The organism is Curtobacterium sp. MCBA15_013, assembly GCF_001865095.1.
Lineage (GTDB): Bacteria > Actinomycetota > Actinomycetes > Actinomycetales > Microbacteriaceae > Curtobacterium.
On sequence record NZ_MJGQ01000007.1, the window covers coordinates 1 to 20,717 of the forward strand.

Sequence of the window (20,717 nt, forward strand, 5' to 3'; positions counted from 1 at the left end):
CGGTGCCAGCCGGCACCGCGCCTCCAGTCCGCCCGTGGTCGCCACTGCCCCGCCAAAGCGACACGGTCCCGCCGGTCGTCGTCGTCCCTGCCGCCAGGTCGACAGATCCCCGGCGCAATCGCGCGGGCACCTGTCGCTTTCGCGTGCGGAGAGGGACTGGAGGCGCGGTTCAGGCTGGCACCGCGCCTCCAGTCCGCTCATCGTCGCGACCACCCCGCCAGAGCGACATGGTCCCGCCGGTCGTCGTCGTCCCTGCCGCCAGGTCGACAGATCCCCGGCGCGATCGTGCGGGCGCCTGTCGCTTTCGCCGAAGCGCCCGCGAGGGCGCGGAACTCGCCCCCGCGCGACGCCGCGCCGCGCCCCGCCGGGCCGGGCCGGGCGCTGCGCTACCAGCTGACGGGGAGCGGCTTGCCCTCCTCGTAGCCGGCGGCCGACTGGATGCCGACGAGCGCCCGCTCGGAGAACTCCGCGAGGGACGACGCCCCCGCGTACGTCGCCGAGCTGCGGACACCGGTGGTGATCATGTCGAGCAGGTCCTCGACGCTCGGCCGCTCCGGGTCGAGGTAGATCGTCGACGACGAGATCCCCTCGGCGAAGAGCGCCTTGCGGGCCCGCTCGTAGGGGTCGAGGCGCTCGAAGCGCTCCCGCACGGCCTTGGCGCTGGCCATGCCCCAGCTCTCCTTGTAGGCCTTGCCCGCGGCGTCGCGACGGAGGACTCCGGGCGCCTCGAGCGTGCCCGCGAACCACGAGCCGATCATCACGGCGGACGCGCCGGCGGCGAGGGCGAGCGCCACGTCGCGCGGGTACCGGACGCCGCCGTCGGCCCACACGTGCGCGCCGAGCGACCGGGCCGCGGCGGCGGTCTCGAGCACGGCGGAGAACTGCGGGCGACCGACGGCGGTCATCATGCGCGTGGTGCACATGGCGCCGGGTCCGACGCCGACCTTGATGATGGTCGCGCCGGCCTCGACGAGGTGGGCGACCGCGTCGGCGGTGACGACGTTGCCCGCGACGAGCGGGATGTCGAGGCCGAGGGCGGCGACGGTGCGGAGGGCGCGGAGCATGCCCTCCTGGTGGCCGTGCGCGGTGTCGAGGACGAGCACGTCGACGCCGGCGGCCGCGAGGGCCTGCGCCTTCGCGGCGACGTCGCCGTTGATGCCGATCGCGGCGGCGACCCGCAGGCGTCCGGACGCGTCGACGGCCGGCCGGTAGATGTCCGAGCGGATCGCGCTGGTCTGGCTGACCGTGCCGACGACCTTGCCGTGCCGCATGACCGGCGCGAAGTCGACCTCGGCCGCGGTCAGCACGTCGTACACGTGCCGGGGCGTGCCGGCGTCCTCGGCGTCGATCGCGGTGGAGGCGCCGTGCAGCAGATCGCCGAGCGTGGCGTCGGGACCCGCGTCGCCGAGGCGCCCCGCGGGGACGCAGCCGAGGTACTCGCCGGCGGCGTCGCGGACGACCACGCCCCGTCCGGCGACGGGCAGGAGCTGCTCGAGGGCCTCGGCGACCGTGGTGTGCGCGCCCATGTCGTAGGCGGTGTCGAAGTCGACCGGCTGGTCCTTGACCCAGCGGATCGCGGCGTCGAGGTCCTGCAGGTGCATGTCCTGCGGCAGGACGCCCAGGCCACCGCGTCGGGCGAGCGTCGCGGCGAGGCGCGGCCCGGTGACCGAGTTCATGTTGGCGCTGACGATCGGGATGGTCGCACCGGACCCGTCGTTCGCCGAGAGGTCCACGTCGAAGCGGCTCGTCACCGCCGACCGGCTGGGGACGAGGAAGACGTCGGAGTAGGTCAGGTCGTGTGTCGGCCGCGTCTCGTAGAACCTCATGGGCCCCACTGTACGGCTCCCCAGGGTGGCCGGTCTGGGCGGCTCGGCACGCCTCCGGTGCGACACGCGCGACACCCGGTCGGGAGGCGCGACCCGCCCCCGCCTGACACCGAACGGTCATCTGCGAGCGGCTAGGCTTGGGACCTGTGCGAGGCAGGGTTGCCGCGCACGACACACACGAGCATCTATCGACGGAGAGTGGGCGATCGGCTGTGTCGAGCCATCTGACCGGAACGGACGAGACCGCGGGCGAATTCGGGGCGAACGAGTGGCTCGTCGACGAGCTCTACGAGCAGTTCGTCGCCGACAAGGAGTCCGTCGACAAGTCCTGGTGGCCGGTCCTCGAGAGCTACCACCGCACGCAGGGTGGCGACGCGTCCGCACCGGCTCCGTCCCCCTCCGCCCCCGCTGCTCCGGCCGCCTCCGAGCAGCAGCAGTCCACGACCCAGCAGCCCGCGACCGGTGACGCCCCCGGCGAGGCGAAGTCCGGGCCGATCCAGGCGAAGACCACGTCGCGCCAGCCCACGCCGCAGCCGATCCCGGCCGAGGCCAACGACGAGGCCGACGACCACGAGGAGACCCACGAGGACGTGGCGACCCCGCTCCGGGGCATGGCGAAGACGCTCGCCTCGAACATGGACGCCTCGCTCACGGTGCCGACCGCGACGAGCGTGCGGACGATCCCGGCGAAGCTGATGATCGACAACCGCATCGTCGTGAACAACCACCTGCGTCGGGCCCGCGGCGGCAAGATCTCGTTCACGCACCTCATCGGGTGGGCGATGGTGCAGGCGCTCAAGGACTTCCCGAGTCAGAACGTCTTCTACGAGGAGCGCGACGGCAAGCCCTTCGTGGTGGCGCCCGCGCACGTCAACCTCGGCATCGCGATCGACGTCCCGAAGAAGGACGGCTCGCGCTCCCTGCTCGTCCCGAGCATCAAGCGCGCCGAGACCCTGACGTTCGGCCAGTTCCTCTCCGCCTACGAGGACCTCGTCAAGCGTGCCCGTGACAACAAGCTCACGCCGGCCGACTTCCAGGGCACGACGATCTCGCTGACGAACCCGGGCGGCATCGGCACGGTCCACTCGGTGCCGCGCCTGACGAAGGGGCAGGGTGCCATCATCGGCGCCGGTGCCCTCGAGTACCCGGCGCAGTTCCAGGGCTCGGCGGCGAAGACCCTCGTCGAGCTCGGCATCGGTAAGACCATCACGCTGACGAGCACCTACGACCACCGCGTCATCCAGGGTGCGGGGTCGGGCGAGTACCTCAAGAAGGTGCACGAGCGGCTCATCGGCGAGCACGGCTTCTACGAGGGCATCTTCTCGGCGCTCCGGATCCCGTACAAGCCGATCCAGTGGGCGAACGACATCAACGTCGACCTCGCGCACCGGGTGAACAAGACGGCGCGTGTGCAGGAGCTCATCAACAGCTTCCGTGTCCGCGGGCACCTCATGGCGGACATCGACCCGCTCGAGTACCGGCAGCGCACCCACCCCGACCTCGAGATCGAGAGCCACGGGCTGACCTTCTGGGACCTCGACCGCGAGTTCGTCACCGGCGGGCTCGCCGGCACGACGAACGCCCCGCTGCGCGACGTGCTCGGGATCCTCCGCGACGCCTACTGCCGCACGGTGGGCATCGAGTACATGCACATCCAGGACCCGGAACAGCGTCGCTGGGTGCAGGCGCACATCGAGGTCCCCTACTCGAAGCCGTCGAAGGACGACCAGCTCCGGGTCCTCGGCAAGCTCAACGAGGCCGAGGCGTTCGAGACCTTCCTGCAGACGAAGTACGTCGGCCAGAAGCGCTTCTCGCTCGAGGGCGGCGAGTCCACCATCGCGTTCCTCGACTCGCTCATCCAGCGCGCGGCGACCGCCGGCCTCGAAGAAGTCGCGATCGGCATGGCCCACCGCGGCCGGCTCAACGTGCTGACGAACATCGCCGGCAAGACCTACGGCCAGATCTTCCGCGAGTTCGAGGGGTCGTCGCTCCCCGGCGCCGTCTCGGGCCAGGGTTCGGGTGACGTGAAGTACCACGTCGGCACCGAGGGCGTGTTCCGCGCCAGCGACGGCACCGCCATCCCGGTGACGATCGCCGCGAACCCGTCCCACCTCGAGGCCGTCGACGGCGTGCTCGAGGGCATCGTCCGCGCGAAGCAGGACCGGCAGGCCCCCGGCACGTTCGGCGTCCTGCCCGTGCTGGTCCACGGCGACGCCGCGATGGCCGGTCAGGGCGTCGTGGTCGAGACCCTGCAGATGTCGCAGCTGCGCGGCTACCGCACCGGCGGCACCGTGCACCTCGTGATCAACAACCAGGTCGGGTTCACCACCCCGCCGGAGTCGGCCCGCAGCTCGGTGTACTCCACCGACGTCGCGAAGACGATCCAGGCGCCGATCTTCCACGTGAACGGGGACGACCCCGAGGCCGTCGCCCGCGTCGCCGAGCTCGCCTTCGCCTACCGCGAGGAGTTCCACCGCGACGTCGTCATCGACCTCATCTGCTACCGCCGCCGCGGACACAACGAGGGCGACGACCCGTCGATGACGCAGCCGCTCATGTACAACCTCATCGAGGCGAAGCGCTCCGTCCGCACCCTCTACACCGAGGCCCTCGTCGGCCGCGGCGACATCACGCAAGAGGAGTACGACGAGGCGCACCGCGACTTCCAGGACCGCCTGGAACGCGCCTTCGCCGAGACGCACGAGGCGCAGACCGGCACGATCCCGGTCATCACGGTCGACGACGACGGCGCCGTGCAGGGCCTCGAACGACCGGCAGCGCAGCGCGACGACTCCGAGGTCGAGGTGCACGAGACCGCCGTGTCCGAGGAACTCGTCCGGGCCATCGGCGACGCGCACAGCAACCCGCCCGCGGGCTTCCAGGTGCACCCGAAGCTCCAGCAGCTCCTGTCCAAGCGCACCGACATGACCCGCAACGGCGGCGTCGACTGGGCGATGGCGGAGCTCATGGCCATCGGGTCGATCCTCGTCGAGGGCAAGCCGGTCCGGCTCGCCGGGCAGGACGCCCGCCGTGGCACCTTCGTGCAGCGCCAGGCCGTCTTCCACGACCGGGTGAACGGTCAGGAGTGGCTGCCCCTCGCGAACCTCACCGAGGACCAGGCCCGCCTGTACATCTACGACTCGCTGCTCAGCGAGTACGCGGCGATGGCGTTCGAGTACGGCTACTCGGTCGAGCGTCCCGAGGCACTCGTGCTCTGGGAGGCGCAGTTCGGCGACTTCGCGAACGGCGCCCAGACCGTCATCGACGAGTTCATCTCCTCCGCCGAGCAGAAGTGGGGACAGCGCTCGGGCCTCGTGCTCCTGCTCCCCCACGGCTACGAGGGCCAGGGACCGGACCACTCGTCGGCGCGCATCGAGCGGTACCTGCAGCTCTGCGCCGAGGACAACATGGTGGTGGCCCGGCCGTCGACCCCGGCGTCGTACTTCCACCTGCTGCGACGCCAGGCGTGGGAGCGGCCGCAGAAGCCGCTCATCGTGTTCTCCCCGAAGGCGATGCTGCGGCTCCGCCAGGCGACGAGCCCGGTGGACGCGTTCACGAGCGGCACCTTCTCCGAGGTCCTCGACGACGACCGCGTGACCGACAAGTCGGCGGTGCGCCGGGTGGTCCTGCACTCCGGCAAGGTGCACCACGACCTGCGCGCCGAGCTCGACAAGCGCGGCGCCACCGACGTCGCCCTCGTCCGGCTCGAGCAGCTCGCCCCGCTCCCCCTCGAGCAGATCCTCCAGGTGCTCGCGGGCTACCCGGGCGCCGACGTCGTGTGGGCGCAGGAAGAGCCGGAGAACCAGGGCGCCTGGCCGTTCGTGTGCATGAACCTGTCGCCGCACCTCGACGGTCGGCCGCTGTCGGTCGCCGCCCGTCCGGCGAGTGCCGCGCCGGCCACGGGGTCGTCGAAGCGCTCCGCACAGGAAGCGACCGACGTCATCACGCGAGCGCTGGGCTGACGCCCGACGCCGGACCCCTGACGCCGGGGTGCGCTACGCGATCTTCGTGTAGCGCACCCCGGCGTCGTGGTACCCGCGCTTCTGGTAGAACCGGTGCGCGCTGTCCGTGGCCGCAGCGCTGACGGCGCTGAGGCGACGTGCGCCCTGCTCGACCGCCCATGCTTCGAACGTGCCGATGAGCGCCGAACCGGTGCCGAGCCTCCTGGCCGACTCGTCGACCACCATCAGCAGCAGCTGCGCCGTCGGCTCGTCGCTCGCGTACGCCCACGTGACCTGCGCGCCAGCGACCGCGATCGCACGACCGTCGTCGTCCCGCACCACCCACGTCCGGTGGCCGGCCTCGGGCGTGAGCCGTTCGAGGCGGGCGCGCATGGCGGCGTCGTCGACCTCGTGGCCGAGCAGTCGGACGAGGGCGGCGACGTCGGCGACGTCCGTGTCGGACCAGGTGGTGATCGACTCGACGGAGAGGGTCATGCCCGCGACACTACCGACAGCCCCGTGCGTGTGACGACGGCTGCCAGGACGTTCAGTGGGTGGCTTGCTCCAGGCGGATGCGGGCGAGGATCTCGGTACGGAGTTCCTCGGGTGCCGTCTCCTTGCACGCGCGACGGACCGTCTCGATGAGGACGACGCCGACACGGTGCTCGGTCGTGCAGTCCTCGCAGTCGTCCATGTGCTCACGGATGTCCGCCGCGTCCTCGCGGCAGAGCTCCCCGTGCAGGAACTCCTCGAGCTCGGCCTTCGCCTTCGAGCAGTCGCAGCCGCTCATCGCGCTTCCTTCCCTTCGACGCGGCTCGACGCCGCGGCAACCTTCCGGCCTCGTCCGCGCATCGTCGCCGTCGACGCTGCGTCCGGGACGATGCCGGTCTCACGTGCGTGGTCGGCCAGGAGCCCGCGGAGGAGCCGGCGGCCACGGTGGAGGCGGCTCATGACCGTCCCCACGGGGGTCTTCATGATGTCGGCGATCTCCTGGTAGGAGAACCCCTCGACATCGGCGAAGTAGACGGCCATCCGGAAGTCCTCCGGGATGGCCTGCAGCGCGTCCTTCACGGCGGAGGACGGCAGGTGGTCGATGGCGTCGGCCTCGGCAGAGCGCGCCGAGATCGACTGCGTCACGCTCTCCGCGCCACCGAGCTGCCAGTCCTCGAGCTCGTCGATCGTGCCCTGGTACGGGTTGCGCTGGTTCTTGCGGTACGTGTTGATGAACGTGTTCGTGAGGATGCGGTACAGCCAGGCCTTGAGGTTCGTGCCCTGCTTGAACTGGCGGAACGCAGCAAAGGCCTTGACGAACGTCTCCTGCACGAGGTCGGACGCGTCGGCCGGGTTGCGGGTCATCCGCATCGCGGCGCCGTAGAGCTGGTCCATGAAGGGCAGCGCCTGGTCCTCGAAGAGGGAACGGAGCTCGGCCTCGGAGACGGTCTTCGCGTCGACGACGTCGACCGCGGTGGCCTCGTCGTCGCCGGCCTCGTCGTCGCTGGCCTCGTCCTCGCGGTCGCTGGCCTCGTCCTCGCGGTCGCCGGCCTCGTCCTCGCGCAGTGCTGCTTCTTCGGACACCGCGTCGAGCTGCGCCTCGGTCTCCTCGACCAGGTCGTGCGGTGCTGCGTGCGGTTCGTCGGTCGTCATCGCCGTCGAGTCTAGGCCGACGGTGCTCCCGAGCGTCGTCGGCACGGCGGGCAGAGTCGTCCGCGGTCGTGCGAGTGTCGCTGTCGCCACTGATCCTCCCGGTGCGTTCAGTACCCTTGTGAACCGATGGCAGTCACGACGCATTCCCAGTCCCGGACCGAGCCCTGGATCGCCCCGCTCGCGCGGGGTCCGCTGCACGGCGACGTGTCGCTGCCCGGGTCGAAGTCGCTCACCAACCGCGAACTCGTCCTCGCCGCCCTCGCCGACGGTCCGTCGACCATCCGGCTGCCGCTGCACTCGCGCGACTCGGCGCTCATGGTCGAGGCGCTCCGGCAGCTCGGCGTCGGGATCGACGAGGTCCCGCCGGCGCCCGGTGCGACCCCGAACCCCTACGGCCCCGACCTCCGGATCACACCGGCGCCGATGCACGGCGACGTCCGGGTGGACTGCGGACTCGCCGGCACCGTGATGCGCTTCCTGCCGCCCCTCGCCGCCCTCGCGGTCGGGCCGGTCACGGTCGACGGCGACCCGTACGCCCGCAAGCGGCCGATGCACGCCATCATCCAGGCGCTCGTCGACCTCGGCGTGGACGTCACCGACGACGGCGGCGGCGCGATGCCGTTCTCGTTCACCGGCACCGGCTCGGTCCGCGGCGGATCGCTCTCGATCGACGCCTCCGCCTCGTCGCAGTTCGTCTCCGGGCTCCTGCTCTCCGCCCCGCGCTTCGACGAGGGCCTGCACCTCACGCACGTCGGCGAGCGCCTGCCGAGCATGCCGCACATCGAGATGACCGTCGCCGCCCTCCGTGCCCGCGGTGTCCGGGTGGACGAGCCCGCGGTCGGCGAGTGGGTCGTGCACCCCGGACCCATCGCCGCCCGCGACGTCACCATCGAACCCGACCTGTCGAACGCCGCGCCGTTCGCCGTGGCGGCGCTCGTCGCCGGCGGCACCGTCCGCATCCGCACCTGGCCGACCGCGACGACCCAGGTGGGCGCCGACCTCGAGCGGCTCCTCCCCCTGTGGGGCGCGACCGTCACGCGGGACGGCGACGACCTCGTCTTCGACGGCGGCGTCGGGGTCCGGGGTGGCGCCTCCCTCCCGGGTCTCGAACTCGACCTCAGCCGCGGCGGCGAGCTCGCGCCTGCCCTGGTCGCGTTGGCGGCCCTGGCCGACGGCCCGTCCGAGATCACCGGGATCGGCCACCTGCGTGGGCACGAGACGGACCGTCTCGCCGCGCTCGCGTCGGACGTCAACCGTTCGGGAGGCGCGGTGCACGAACTCGACGACGGCCTGCGCATCGAGCCTGCCGCGCTCCACGGCGGCGACTGGGCCGCGTACGACGACCACCGGATGGCGACGGCCGGCGCGGTCGTGGGTCTCGTCGTCGACGGCGTCGCCGTCGACGACATCGGCTCGACCGCGAAGACGCTGCCACAGTTCCCCGAGCTGTGGGCGGCCCTGGTCGCGACCGGGGCCATGTGGGTCTGACGCGATGAGCTGGTGGGACGACGTCGACGGTGACGACTCCGACGCGGACGAGCCGTACGGGCAGTACGACGAGTCGAGCGTCCGGGTCCGACCCAACCCGAAGGGCAACCGCCCCCGCACGAAGGTCCGTCCGACGTACGAGGACGCCCCCACGGGGTGGGTGACGAACGTCGACCGCGGGCGCTTCGGCGTGCTCGTCGGGGACCGGGTCATCACGGCCACGAAGGCCCGCGAGCTGGGGAAGAAGTCCGTCGTCACCGGCGACACGGTCCACCTCGCCGGCGACGTCTCCGGCGAACCGGGCTCCCTCGCGCGCATCGTGAAGGTCGCCGAGCGCACCACGCTGCTGCGCCGGAGCGCCGACGACACCGACGAGGTCGAGCGCGTCATCGTGGCGAACGCCGACCAGATGCTCATCGTCGTGGCCGCCGCCGACCCCGAGCCGCGCACCCGACTGATCGACCGGTACCTCGTGGCGGCGTTCGACGCCGGCCTCGACCCGATCCTCTGCATCACGAAGACCGACCTCGCCGATCCCACCGAGTTCCTCGCGCACTTCGCCTGCCTCGACCTGCGCATCGTGACGAGCCGCTCCGACGACGTGCCGTTCGACGCCCTGCACGAGGTCCTCGACGACAAGGTGACCGTGACCGTCGGGCACTCGGGCGTCGGGAAGTCGACGCTCGTGAACGCGCTGACCGGGTCCTCCCGGGCCACCGGGGTCGTCAACTCGGTGACCGGTCGGGGACGGCACACCTCGTCGTCGTCGATCGCGCTGCAGGTGCGGGACGGCGGGTGGATCATCGACACCCCGGGTGTCCGGTCGTTCGGGCTCGGACACGTCGACCCGGCGAACGTGTTCCGTGCCTTCGCCTCGCACGCCGTGCCCGTCCGCGAGCCGGTGGACGGGATCCCCCTCTCCCAGGCGCACGACTGGGAGATCGTCGACCGAGTGCAGGCCGGCGAGCTCGGGTCGACCGGGGTCGAGCGGCTCGACTCGTTCCGCGCGCTGCTGACCGGCATGGGTGCCGAGGACCCGGGTACGGAGTAGCGCGGGGCGCCGACGTGCCTCGCGCCTCGCGCCTCGTGCCTCGCGCAGTGTGCGAGGTTCCGCGCTCGGTGGGACGCCGGCGCCCTCCCACGGTGTGCGGAGGCTCGCACACTCCGGCGCCGGCACCGCACCGTGCGCGGCGGTACCCGGGTCGACAGGTGTGCACCGACGTTGTACAGTTACCCTTCGTGTCTGAAGTTGCAAAGTACAACTTTGCGCCGACCCCCGCCGTCGACGCCCCGTCCTCCCCCATGACGACAACGACGTCGCACGTGCACACCACCTCCGCCCACACCCACTCGCACGCCGCGCCTCGGGCCTCCAGGGCCCCGCGTCAGCCGAACGGCCCGTCGACGCTCCGTCCGCAGAGCCTCGGTCGCACCCTGCTGAGCTTCGGCTCGCACATCCTCGTGCCCCTCTTCCTCGCGATCGGCATGGGTCTCGCCTACCTCGGCGCCTTCCACGCCCCGACGCCGCACGACCTCCCGGTCGGCATCGTCGGACAGGGTGCGGCGACCCAGGTGTTCGCGCAGACCGTCACGGACGAGTCGGACGGCGCCCTCGTCACCCACGTCGTGTCCTCCACCGCCGAGGCCGAGCGCCAGGTCCGTGACCGCGACCTCGCCGCCGTCTACGCACCGACCGCGACCGGGGCGACGCTCTACGTCTCGACCGCGGCGTCGGAGACCACCGCGAGCGCGGCCCAGAAGATCTTCATGCCGATCGCCTACCGGTCGCACCTGCCCTTCACGGTGCAGGACGTCGTGCCCTCCGGCGACGAGGACACCACCGGACAGGGCCTGTTCTTCCTGCTCGTCGCCCTGAGCGTCGGCGGCTACGCGTCCGCGATCGCGGTGGCCGCCTTCGCCACCCGGCTGCGACCGCTGTGGACCGCCGTCACCGGCCTCGCGACGGCCGGAGTGGTCGCGGGCATCGGCATCCTCATCGCCGGTCCGCTGTACGGCATCATCACGACGAACCGGTGGGAGATCTTCCTGTTCGCCTGGATGTACGACGCGATCATCGTCGCGCTCGGGGTCGGCCTCCACCCGCTGCTCGGCCGGTGGACGACGCCGATCCTCACGATGCTGTTCGTGATGCTGAACTTCACGTCGTCCGGTGGCATCTTCCAGCCGGCGTTCCAGCCGGGGTTCTTCGCCGGCCTCAACACGTTCTGGAGCGGTGCCGCCTGGCTGCAGGCAGCGCAGGACCTGCAGTACTTCCCGGGCGCCTCGCTCGGTCGGTCGTCGCTCGTGCTGGCGCTGTGGCTCGCCGCGGCCGTGCTGCTCTGCGTCGTCGTGCACGGTCTCGTCGCCCGCCGCGCCCGCATCGCCCGCGAGCGCGAGGTCACCGCCCTCGAGGAGGAAGAGGTCGTGGCGGCGTAGCCCCCGCTACGCTGGCGACCGTGGACCTCAGCGCCGACCTGGACTTCGCCCGCTCCCTCGCCGACACCGCCGACGCGATCAGCCTCGAGCGGTTCCGCGCCGCCGACCTGCACGTGTCGAAGAAGGCCGACAGCACGCACGTCACCGATGCCGACCAGGCGGTCGAACGAGCGCTCCGCGAGCGGCTGGGCGCCGAGCGTCCCGACGACGCCTTCCTCGGCGAGGAGACCACCGCGGACACCGGCGCCGAGGCCGTCAGCGAGGGCCACCGCCAGTGGGTGGTCGACCCCATCGACGGCACCGCGAACTACCTCCGCGGCGTCCCGGTCTGGGCCACCCTCATCGCGCTCGCGGTGGACGGGCGCCCGGTCCTCGGCGTCGTGAGCGCACCCGCCCTCGGCAAGCGCTGGTGGGCGGCCGAGGGGCTCGGCGCGCACTCGTTCGACGGTCCCCTGCACGTCTCCGGCGTCGACTCGCTCGCCGAGGCCAGCCTGAGCTACAACAGCATCCAGCAGTGGGACGACGACGACCGCCTGGACGCCCTCGTGACGCTCTCCCGTCGGGTCTGGCGTACCCGGGCCTACGGCGACATGTGGTCGTACATGCTCGTGGCCGAGGGCGTCCTCGACGTCGCCGGCGAACCCGACCTCAAGCCGTGGGACATGGCCGCGCTCGTGCCGATCGTCGAGGAGGCCGGTGGCCGGTTCACCTCGCTCGACGGCGATCCCGGCCCCTGGCACGGCAGCGCCCTCGCGACGAACGGACTCGTGCACGACGCCGTGGTCGAGGTCATCCGCCGCTGACGGCCCGAACGCCCGGCGCGTGCACCTGTTGGGGCCGCGTGGAAGCGACATCGTCGACGTCGTACGACAGCGGCCTCGTCGCAGTCCCGCGCGCGCAACCGTTGCGGCCGCCCGGAAGCGACACCATCGACGTCGTCCGACATCGGCGTTGTCGTTCCGAGTCGGCACGAACACTCGACCGACGCACCCACCCCGCGGGTCGGCCCTGCGGCGGACACCGGCTGTACCCCGGTTTCGTACCGCGGATCGCCGCAACCGATCCCGGAACACCCCCCGAGGGGGCACGTGGCCCCCCGGACTGGGGACACCGAGGGTGGACATCGGATTGCGGAGACCGGCCATCCGAGCCAGAACCTGAGTTATCTTGCTTTCAGGCGACAGGTCAGGTGCCGCTTCGGAGTCCCTAGCTCCGAACGGGATGCCAGACCGGTCGTGCTTCGTCCGAAGACCCTAACCCGAGGGGTGATACAGACGATGACTTCATCGTTCCCGAGCGGAACCGAGTGCACCCTCACTCGTCATCCGCATTCCGTTTCCGACTGCTCCGGCACGCGTTCTTCCCTGCGTGCCCCACGTCCGGCTCTGCGCGCGGTCACCCGCCGTGCCTCCGACCGGTCCCTCTCCTCCGTTGCATCCGCTTCCGGGCCCGGAGGCCGGTGAGTCATGGCACTCACCGGTCGCCGTCTCGAGGTCGACCGGATCGCGACCCTCGCTGTACTCCCTCGTGAGTCCGCGATGGTCGTCGTCGGCGACCCTGGTTCCGGACGCAGCAGCGTCCTCGACGCGGTGTCCAACCGCGTCTCCCTCCCCGTCGTACGCGTCGGAGTGAACGGGAGTGAGTCCCACTGGCCCCTGGCCGGCGTGACCTCGCTCTTCACCGCACTCGACGATCCCCGTGCGACGGCCCACATCGCGCACCTCCTCCAGGGGAGCGCACCCGTCGACCGGCAGACGCCGGGGCTGGCGGCGGCGCACGACTTCCTCGACGCCGTGCACGCCCTCACCCTGCCGCCGACGCTCGTGCTGATCGACGACCTCGACCGCATGGACGTGGAGAGCCAGGAGCTCATCGCGTTCCTCGCGTCGCGGCTCGCCGGCACCGCACTGCGCGTCGTCGCCACGGTCCGCACCGTGCCGCCGGCGGGACCGCTCGCGGCCCTGCCGACGCTCCGGATCGAACCGCTGCCCTCGGACGAAGCACTCGTGCTCGCCCGTGACATGGCTCCGGAAGAGGCGAACGAGGGTGTCCTCGCCGTCCTCGCCGAGGAGACCGGTGGCAACCCCGGCGCACTGCGCGAGCAGCTCGCCGTGCTCAGTCGCGAGCAGCTGAACGGCTCCGAGCCGCTCGTGCTGCCGCTCCGACCGACCCCGACCACCGAGGCCATCGCGGCCCTGGTGCTCGGTTCCGCAGCAGGACGCGATCTGGACGTCCTGGCGCGGTTGGCCCTCGTCCCCGTGGCGAAGACCACCGGTTGGGACCGCGACGAGCTCGACGACCTGGCACACGCCGGACTCACGACCGTCAAGGGGCAGACCGTCTCGGTCCGCGATCCCCTGGTCCGTTCCGCGCTGTACTGGCGGATGCCGGCACGGGACCGTCGGGCCGCGCACACGGAACTCGCCGCGGCGAGCGCCGAGTCCGACCCGCGTGCGGCCGCGTGGCACCGCAGCTTCGTCGACGACGTCCCGGACGTGGTCGCGCTGCTCCGTGCAGCCCGCTCGTACGTGGTGGACGGCAACGCCCAGGCCGCGGTCGTGCTCACCGAACGCGCTCTGCACATCGGTTCGGGGCACGAGGACGAGCACGCTGCGCTCCTCGGTGTCGCCGAGGCCCTGCTGGCGAACCGGCTGCTCGGCTTCGCCGCGCGGTACCTCGCCGCGATCCGGCCGTTCCGCTCCACGGCGGACGAGACCCGTCGGCTCCGTCTGTCGTACTCGGTGCAGTACCTCAGCGGCGACGCCGTGCACGCGGACGAGCTCCTCGTGCCGGTCGACCCCGAGAACGCCGCCGAGGCGGACGCGCTCGGTGGGCTCCTCGCGATGGTCGCGTGCTTCCGGGCCGAGGCCTGGGAGCTCGACCACGCCAGGGACCTCCTCGCCCGGGCCGAGCCGCTCAAGCGGTCCGCGTCGCAGCACACCCTGGAGATCACGGAGACCGCGCACGAGCTCATCGCCGCGGTCGACGGGACCCTCCCGGCCGACACGGCGCTCCACGACGGGCTCTCCACCACGACGCTGGTGGGCATGTCCGACCCGGCGCTGCTGCTCCTCGCCCACGCGTTGAGCATCGCCGAGCGGTACCGCAGCGCCCGCCGCGTGTTCGCCCTCGTCCTCGCCCGGGGACAGGAGGCCATGCCGGTCTGGACCGAGGCCGCCCGCTACCTGTCCGCCGAGAACGAGGTGCGCTCCGGCAACTTCCGGCAGGCGCTCCGCGCGATCGACGTGTGGGAAGCCGGGTCGTCGGTGGTCGAGCGGCTCCGTGAGCCGTCCCGTGCCATCGCGCTCGCCTGGCGGCACTTCGCCGAGGGGCGCTCCCCCGAGGCGCTCGAGGTCCTCGACCGGTGCCTCGCGCAGCGTTCCACGAACCGTCTGTGGGGTGCGACCGCCAAGCTGCACGCCCTGCGCGGTCGGGTCCTGCTGCTCGACGGTCGGCTCGACGAGGCCGCGGCCTCGCTCGAGGCGGCGGACGCCATCGGTCGCTCGCTGCGGAACCCGGCGGTGCTCCGGCACCTCGGCGACCTGGTGGAGGCGTACTCGCGCCTCGACCGGATCGACGACGCCCGGGCGATCGCCGCGCGGCTCGCGGCGGACCACCACGCCCGCCCGTCGCGCTGGGGCGCCCTCGTCCTGGCGCGGAGCCTCGCGCTCGTCGCGGACGACACCACCCGTGACACCGCGCGTCGCCGTGCACTGGAGCTGTTCCAGCCGCACGACTCGCAGTTCGAACGTGCTCGGACCTTCGCGGCACTCGCTGCCGTGGGGACCCCGACGGAGCGTCCGCGCCTCGGTGCGGCCGCTGCGGCGGCGTACGAGGCGGCGGGGCTCCGGCGTCCGCTGGCCACCCCGGCCGCGACGGTCGCGATGCCGGTCTTCGGCTCGCCGACGTCGCTCCGGTCCGGGCCGGTGCTGTCCGCGCAGATGCCCGGGACGCCGCGCAGCGCGCCGGACGCCTCTGCCGTGCTCACCTCGCTCACCGCGGAGGAGCGCGCCGTCGTGCAGAAGGTGACGGAGGGGTACCGCAACCGCGAGATCGCCTCGTCGCTCTTCATGTCGCAGCGGACCGTGGAGCTGCGGCTGACGCAGATCTACCGCAAGGTGGGAGCGCGCTCGCGGTCGCACCTGGTCGCGCTGCTCACGTAGTCGAGACGCGACCCACCACCGGACGGGAGGCGCGGTGCCAGCTGGCACCGCGCCTCCCGTTCGTCGTCGGTGTGGGCCGTGGATGCGGGTTGCGGGACTCCGCACGCCCTGTCCTCCGAACGGGGGACCGCTCGCGGTGAACCGCAAGAGCGGGCGACGACCGTTGCCGTGTCACCGACCGGCGGGTGATGCTTCTCGTGCACCGACCGCCGTGCTCCTCCGGGAGCCCGCCCGTGGTACCCCGTCCGGTACCCGAACCGTCGGCCCACGAACGCCGTCGTCCGTCCTCGCCTGATCCGAGGACGGGCGGCGGCCCGGGCCGGCGGACCGGACGCACGGCAGACCCGACGGCGGTCGGTGCCGCAAGGCTCCTCCCTCCCCCACCCGAGCTGCTCCTCCCACCCGAAGGGAAACCAGATGTGCGGCATCATCGCGGCCCGCGTCACCGACGACGCGTCCCCCTACCTGCTCGACGGACTCGAACGACTCGAGTACCGCGGGTACGACTCGGCGGGCATCGCCGTCCGGACCGCCCACGGCGGCACCGAGACCATCCGGTCCGTGTCGCGCGTCGGTGACCTGCGCACGCTCGTCGCCGCACGCTCCGGCGACGCGCTGACGGGGGTCGGCATCGGGCACACCCGGTGGGCGACGCACGGCGTGGTCCGCGAGGCGAACGCGCACCCGCACGCCGACTGCTCCGGCCGGATCAGCATCGTGCACAACGGCATCGTCGAGAACGCCGACCGGCTCCGTGCGACGCTCGAGCGCCAGGGCCACGTGTTCTCGTCGGACGTCGACTCCGAGGTCATCGCGCACCTCGTCGAGCGGGCGCTCGCGGTGGACCCGGACCTCATGCTCGCGGTGCAGATCGCGACCGCGCAGCTCGAGGGCTCCTGGGCGATCGTGGTGCTCGACGCCCGGGACGGCCGCATGGTCGTCGCGGCCGAGCGTTCCCCCCTCGTCGTCGCACGGTCCGCCCGCGGCGACTTCGTGGCGAGCGACATCGGGGCGATCGCCGAGTGGTGCGAGACCTTCGTGGCGCTCCGCGACGGCGACGTCGTCGAACTCGGCGAGGCCTGGACGTGGTCGTCCTCCGGCGTCACGGTCCCCGTGCCCTTCCCGACGCCGTCCCCGTTCGCCGCGACCGCGCTCGACCTCGGCGACCACCCGGACCACATGGCGAAGGAGATCGAGGAGCAGCCCGAGGTCGTCGCCTCGATCCTCGACCGGGTCGCCCGCCGGGCCGCCGACGGCAGCATGTGGGTCGGCCTGGGGCTCCCCGGGTTCCACCGACTGGCGATCGTCGCGTGCGGCACCTCGCTCAACGCCGGGCAGGTGATCGCCACCGCGCTGCGCGGGATCGGCGGCGTGCCGACGGACATCGTCGTCGCGAGCGAGGCCGACCAGGCGGTGCTCGGCCCGGACACGCTCGTGGTCGCCATCAGCCAGTCCGGCGAGACCGCCGACGTCCTCCGCGCCCTCGACCGCTTCGAGGACCGGCACCCGGTGCTCGCGCTCACGAACAACGTGCACTCGTCCCTCGCCCGCCGGGCGGACGCCGTGCTCGACTGCCACGCCGGCCCCGAGATCGGTGTCGCCGCGACGAAGACGTTCACCGCGCAGGTCGTCGTCGGCGTCGCCGCGGTGATCTCCGCGCTCGTCGCCTCGGGTCGGATCGACGGCGAACGCGCGGCTGCGCTCGTCGGCGAGCTCTCCGACCTCCCCGCCCGCATCGACCACGCCGCCGCGATCGCCGCCGACCGCATCCCGCTGCTCGTCTCGAGCGTCAAGGACGCGACGGGCTTCCTCTTCCTCGGCCGCGGCGCCGGGCTGCCCTACGCGGCCGAGGGCGCGCTCAAGCTCAAGGAGCTCAGCTACCGCTGGGCCGAGGCCTACCCGGCCGGCGAGCTGAAGCACGGCCCGCTCGCCCTCGTCGACGAGGGCACCCCGGTCGTCGTCATCGACCACGGCGACCACCGACTGCAGGCGAACATCGCCGAGGTCCGTGCCCGCGGCGGGTTCGTCATCACGATCGGCGGCGAGGGGTCGGACATCCCCGCACTCGGCCGTCGCATCGTCGGCGACCTCGCCTGGGGTCGCGCGACCGCACCGTGGGGTCCGCTCGAGGCCGTCGTCCCGCTGCAGATGCTCGCCCGCGAACTCGCGCTCCAGCTGGGGTGCGACGTGGACAAGCCGAGGAACCTCGCCAAGTCGGTGACGGTCGAATAGCCAGGCACACGCGCTTCAACCGCCTGACGGTGTTCCTCGCCGTCCTCACGGCGCTCGCCATCGTCGCGACGGTCATCGTGATCGCCGCGACGCTGGTGCCGTCGTTGCTCCCCCAGGGTCTTGCCGGGTTCGTCACGGACGGTGCTGCGATCCTGGACCCTTGACCACCGCAGCCCCGCCCCTCGTCGTCGTCGCGCTCCTCGTGGGCGCGGTCCTGCCGTTCGTGCCGTTCGTCGGCCGGGTGGCGCGCATCGCCGCGACGATCGCGCACGAGGTCGGGCACGCCGTCGTCGTCGTGCCGTTCGGCGGACGCATCCAGCGCATCGAGCTGCACCCGGACGGCTCGGGCGAGGCCTGGGTCCAGCTCGGCCGCGTCCCCGGCGCGATCCGGTGGCTCGTGCGGATCGTGAACCTGTACGCCGGCTACAGCGCGCCGCTCTGGGCGGGCGTGCTGCTCGTCACCGGGGTGCTGCACGGGTCGAGGTGGGTGCCCGTCGTGGTCCTCGGCGTCGTCGGGCTCGTCGCGCTCGCGTTCGTTCGGAACTGGTTCGGGATCCTCGTGGTCCTCGGCTTCGACGCGCTCGCGCTCTGGGTCGCCCTGCGCCCGTCCGAGACGACCGTGCTCGTCGTCGCCGCGGTCGGTGCGTTCTTCGTCGTGGACGGGCTGCGCTCGGTGGTGCAGGTCGCCCGGTGGCTCGCGACCGGAGCCCGTGTGCAGACCGACTTCCACATCGCCGCGGCCGAGATGCGGGTGCCGGCGACGGTCTGGTTCGTGCTGTTCGTCGCCGTGAACGCCGCCGCGGTGTGGCTTGCGCGCGGTCCGCTGCTCGAGGTGTGGGCGACCGTCTCCGACGGGGTGCGCGCGCTGTTCTGACGCGGGCGGCGGCGGGCGGCGGGTTGTTGGCCGACTCGGAACGACATCGTCGCTGTCGTACGACATCGACGTCGTCGCACCCCCGCGCGCGCAACAGTTGCGCACGCGCGGCAACGACGAGCCCGCTGTCGTACGACATCGACGTCGTCGCAACCCCGCGCGCGCAACGACCGATGCGACGATGACACGATGCACCTCGACGACGTGACCACCGCCCTCGCCGGCACGTCCGCGCCCGATCGCGAGCGCTTCCTCGCGTTCGTGCGGACCCACGGCGACGCGGCACTCCGACGTGACGGCGGCCCGGAGCACCTCACCGCGTCGTGCTTCGTGTTCTCGCCCGACCTCGGGAGCGTGCTGCTGTGCCTGCACCGCAAGGGCCGGTTCTGGGTGCAGTTCGGTGGACACCTCGAACCGGGCGACCGCGACCTCGCCGAGGCCGCCCGTCGCGAAGCCCGCGAGGAGTCCGGCATCGCCGACCTCGACCTGCTCAGCACCTCCGTGGCCGATCTCGACCGTCACGACCTGCACGGGGGCTTCGCCTGCGCCGCGCACTGGGACGTCGGCTTCGTCGCCGTGGTCGATCCCGCTCGGGCGACCACCGTCAGCGACGAGAGCGACGACGTCCGGTGGTTCGCCCTCGACGCACTGCCCGAGGGCCTCGCGCCCGGGCTGCCCGCACGCCTGGCCGCGGTGGTCGCCACGGTCGCGCACCGCGACTGACACCGGACGGGAGGCGCGGGGCGGCGCCGACCCGCGCCTCCAGTCCGGTGCGTGCGCACCTTCCGACGTGACACGCGTCGATCGACGGGTGCAGTGTCGCGATCGCCGCGCGAACCGCGCTACTCCCAGGGGTGCTGCGCCAGCTCCGCCGGGTCGACGACCCGCCCACCGGCCACCACGAGCGACCGCGGCACGCGGCGCACCAGCGCGTCCATCGGGTTCTCCGCGTCGATCAGGACGACGTCCGCGCGGGCACCGGCGACGATGTCGTGCTCCTCGTCGGTGACGAACCGTGCGCCGTCGCGCGACGCGATCTCGACCACCCGCACCAGGTCCTCGTCCCGCACCACCCCGCCGGCCCGCGCCCACTGCCACGCGATGCCGAGCACGTCGCCGTCGCCGTAGGGGCTCCACAGGTCGCGGATGCCGTCGGTGCCGAAGCCGAACCGCACCCCCGCGTCGTCGAACTCGTGCAGCGGCAGCTGCTTCATGCGCACCGGCGCGACCGTCGTCATCGTGACCCCGAGGCCCGCCATCCGGGCGAGCAGGTCGCGGCGCCGGACCGGGTCGACGTCGACGATCGCGAAGCCGTGCGCGACGTTGACCCTGCCGGGCGCGATGCCGAGCCGCTCGACGCGGTCGAGGATCAAGTCGAACGAGAACGCCCCGAGCTCGGCGGGCTCGTGCAGGTGGACGTCGATCCCGCACCCGGTGTCGGCGGCGATGTCGAACAGGCCGTCGAGGTGCCCGACGGGGTCGCGGTCGATGAGCGACGGGTCGAGGCCGCCGATGTGGTCCGCTCCACCCTCCACCGCACGGCGCAGCAGGTCGAGCACGCCGGGGCGCCGGAGCACGCCGTCCTGCGGGAACGCCACGATCGACAGCTCGACCGCGTCGTCGATCGCGGCACCGGCGGCGCGGACGGCCTCGATGCCCCGGAGTCCGACGCCGAGGTCGACGTCCACGTGGGTGCGCACCCGGGTGGTGCCGGTGCGGAGCGACTCCCGCAAGACCCTGGTCGCGACGGCCTCGCCCGGGATCCCGAGGGCGTCACGCCGGGCGCGCTCGTGGGCGATCCGGCCCTGGGTCCCGCCCTCGCCGCCGTACGACTCCCACGGATGGCCCCACCAGCTCTTGTCGACGTGCGCGTGCGTGTTCACCAGCCCGGGGAGCGCGAGCTGCCCACGACCCTGCACCTCGGTCGCGCTGCCGGCCGGGACGGTGCCCGGGGGTGTGACCGCGGTGGTGCGGGAGCCGGTGACGACCACGTCGGCCCGTTCCCCTCCCCACGGGCGCACGTCGCGGATGATCAGGGTCGCGTCCTCGTCCACCATGCCCCCACCCTGCCAGTCCGGCCGCACCGGGTGTGCGCGGGACCCGCCGTAACGGA

The 20,717-nt window shown here is 72.4% G+C and carries 15 protein-coding genes; 10 read left to right on the forward strand and 5 right to left on the reverse strand.

Going from position 1 to position 20,717, the window contains the following annotated elements:
• Window positions 1-386 precede the first annotated feature (386 nt).
• Window positions 387-1,826, reverse strand: coding sequence for a GuaB1 family IMP dehydrogenase-related protein (locus BIV01_RS05290; RefSeq protein ID WP_070416368.1), 1,440 nt, complete (start codon window positions 1,824-1,826; stop codon window positions 387-389).
• A 212-nt stretch (window positions 1,827-2,038) separates the two neighbouring features.
• Here BIV01_RS05290 and BIV01_RS05295 point away from each other — a divergent pair, with 212 nt between their 5' ends.
• A complete protein-coding gene (locus tag BIV01_RS05295) occupies window positions 2,039-5,788 on the forward strand; it encodes a multifunctional oxoglutarate decarboxylase/oxoglutarate dehydrogenase thiamine pyrophosphate-binding subunit/dihydrolipoyllysine-residue succinyltransferase subunit (protein ID WP_175473640.1) in 3,750 nt (1,249 codons plus the stop codon).
• 33 nt (window positions 5,789-5,821) lie between these two features.
• On the opposite strand, the gene BIV01_RS05300 is transcribed toward BIV01_RS05295, so the two are convergent.
• The 3 genes from BIV01_RS05300 to BIV01_RS05310 are packed head-to-tail and all read right to left on the reverse strand — an operon-like array spanning window position 5,822 to window position 7,411.
• Window positions 5,822-6,262, reverse strand: coding sequence for a GNAT family N-acetyltransferase (locus tag BIV01_RS05300; RefSeq protein WP_070416369.1), 441 nt, complete (start codon window positions 6,260-6,262; stop codon window positions 5,822-5,824).
• A 52-nt stretch (window positions 6,263-6,314) separates the two neighbouring features.
• The gene (locus tag BIV01_RS05305; protein ID WP_070416370.1) at window positions 6,315-6,557 is read right to left on the reverse strand and encodes a zf-HC2 domain-containing protein; all 243 of its coding nucleotides are present in this window, start codon (window positions 6,555-6,557) and stop codon (window positions 6,315-6,317) included.
• The gene (locus BIV01_RS05310) at window positions 6,554-7,411 is read right to left on the reverse strand and encodes a sigma-70 family RNA polymerase sigma factor (protein WP_139199225.1); all 858 of its coding nucleotides are present in this window, start codon (window positions 7,409-7,411) and stop codon (window positions 6,554-6,556) included. Before BIV01_RS05310 ends, BIV01_RS05305 begins: the two co-directional genes overlap by 4 nt.
• A gap of 126 nt (window positions 7,412-7,537) precedes the next feature.
• Here BIV01_RS05310 and aroA point away from each other — a divergent pair, with 126 nt between their 5' ends.
• From aroA to BIV01_RS05350, 9 genes are all read left to right on the forward strand, one after another.
• On the forward strand, window positions 7,538-8,899 hold the full coding sequence (gene aroA / locus BIV01_RS05315) for a 3-phosphoshikimate 1-carboxyvinyltransferase (protein ID WP_071302146.1): 1,362 nt from the start codon (window positions 7,538-7,540) through the stop codon (window positions 8,897-8,899).
• Window positions 8,900-8,903: 4 nt separating this feature from the next.
• On the forward strand, window positions 8,904-9,950 hold the full coding sequence (gene rsgA, locus BIV01_RS05320; protein ID WP_071296175.1) for a ribosome small subunit-dependent GTPase A: 1,047 nt from the start codon (window positions 8,904-8,906) through the stop codon (window positions 9,948-9,950).
• Between the two features lie 272 nt (window positions 9,951-10,222).
• Window positions 10,223-11,335 (forward strand): hypothetical protein, encoded by a 1,113-nt coding sequence (locus tag BIV01_RS05325; RefSeq protein ID WP_139199226.1) that lies wholly within the window; start codon window positions 10,223-10,225, stop codon window positions 11,333-11,335.
• 20 nt (window positions 11,336-11,355) lie between these two features.
• Window positions 11,356-12,138, forward strand: a complete 783-nt coding sequence (locus tag BIV01_RS05330) for an inositol monophosphatase family protein (RefSeq protein ID WP_083294964.1) — start codon at window positions 11,356-11,358, stop codon at window positions 12,136-12,138.
• 663 nt (window positions 12,139-12,801) lie between these two features.
• The gene (locus tag BIV01_RS05335) at window positions 12,802-15,498 is read left to right on the forward strand and encodes a helix-turn-helix transcriptional regulator (protein WP_071302147.1); all 2,697 of its coding nucleotides are present in this window, start codon (window positions 12,802-12,804) and stop codon (window positions 15,496-15,498) included.
• 417 nt (window positions 15,499-15,915) lie between these two features.
• Window positions 15,916-17,730, forward strand: coding sequence for a glutamine--fructose-6-phosphate transaminase (isomerizing) (gene glmS, locus BIV01_RS05340; protein WP_071296173.1), 1,815 nt, complete (start codon window positions 15,916-15,918; stop codon window positions 17,728-17,730).
• Between the two features lie 29 nt (window positions 17,731-17,759).
• A complete protein-coding gene (locus BIV01_RS20335; protein ID WP_267484186.1) occupies window positions 17,760-17,894 on the forward strand; it encodes a hypothetical protein in 135 nt (44 codons plus the stop codon).
• Window positions 17,891-18,604, forward strand: coding sequence for a M50 family metallopeptidase (locus BIV01_RS05345; RefSeq protein ID WP_071302148.1), 714 nt, complete (start codon window positions 17,891-17,893; stop codon window positions 18,602-18,604). Before BIV01_RS20335 ends, BIV01_RS05345 begins: the two co-directional genes overlap by 4 nt.
• Before the next feature lie 189 nt (window positions 18,605-18,793).
• Window positions 18,794-19,327, forward strand: coding sequence for an NUDIX domain-containing protein (locus tag BIV01_RS05350; protein WP_071302149.1), 534 nt, complete (start codon window positions 18,794-18,796; stop codon window positions 19,325-19,327).
• Window positions 19,328-19,446: 119 nt separating this feature from the next.
• Here the strand turns inward: BIV01_RS05350 and BIV01_RS05355 are convergent, their stop codons facing one another.
• Entirely contained in the window at window positions 19,447-20,661 is a 1,215-nt protein-coding gene (locus tag BIV01_RS05355) for an amidohydrolase family protein (RefSeq protein WP_071302150.1), read from the reverse strand.
• Window positions 20,662-20,717: the final 56 nt, after the last annotated feature.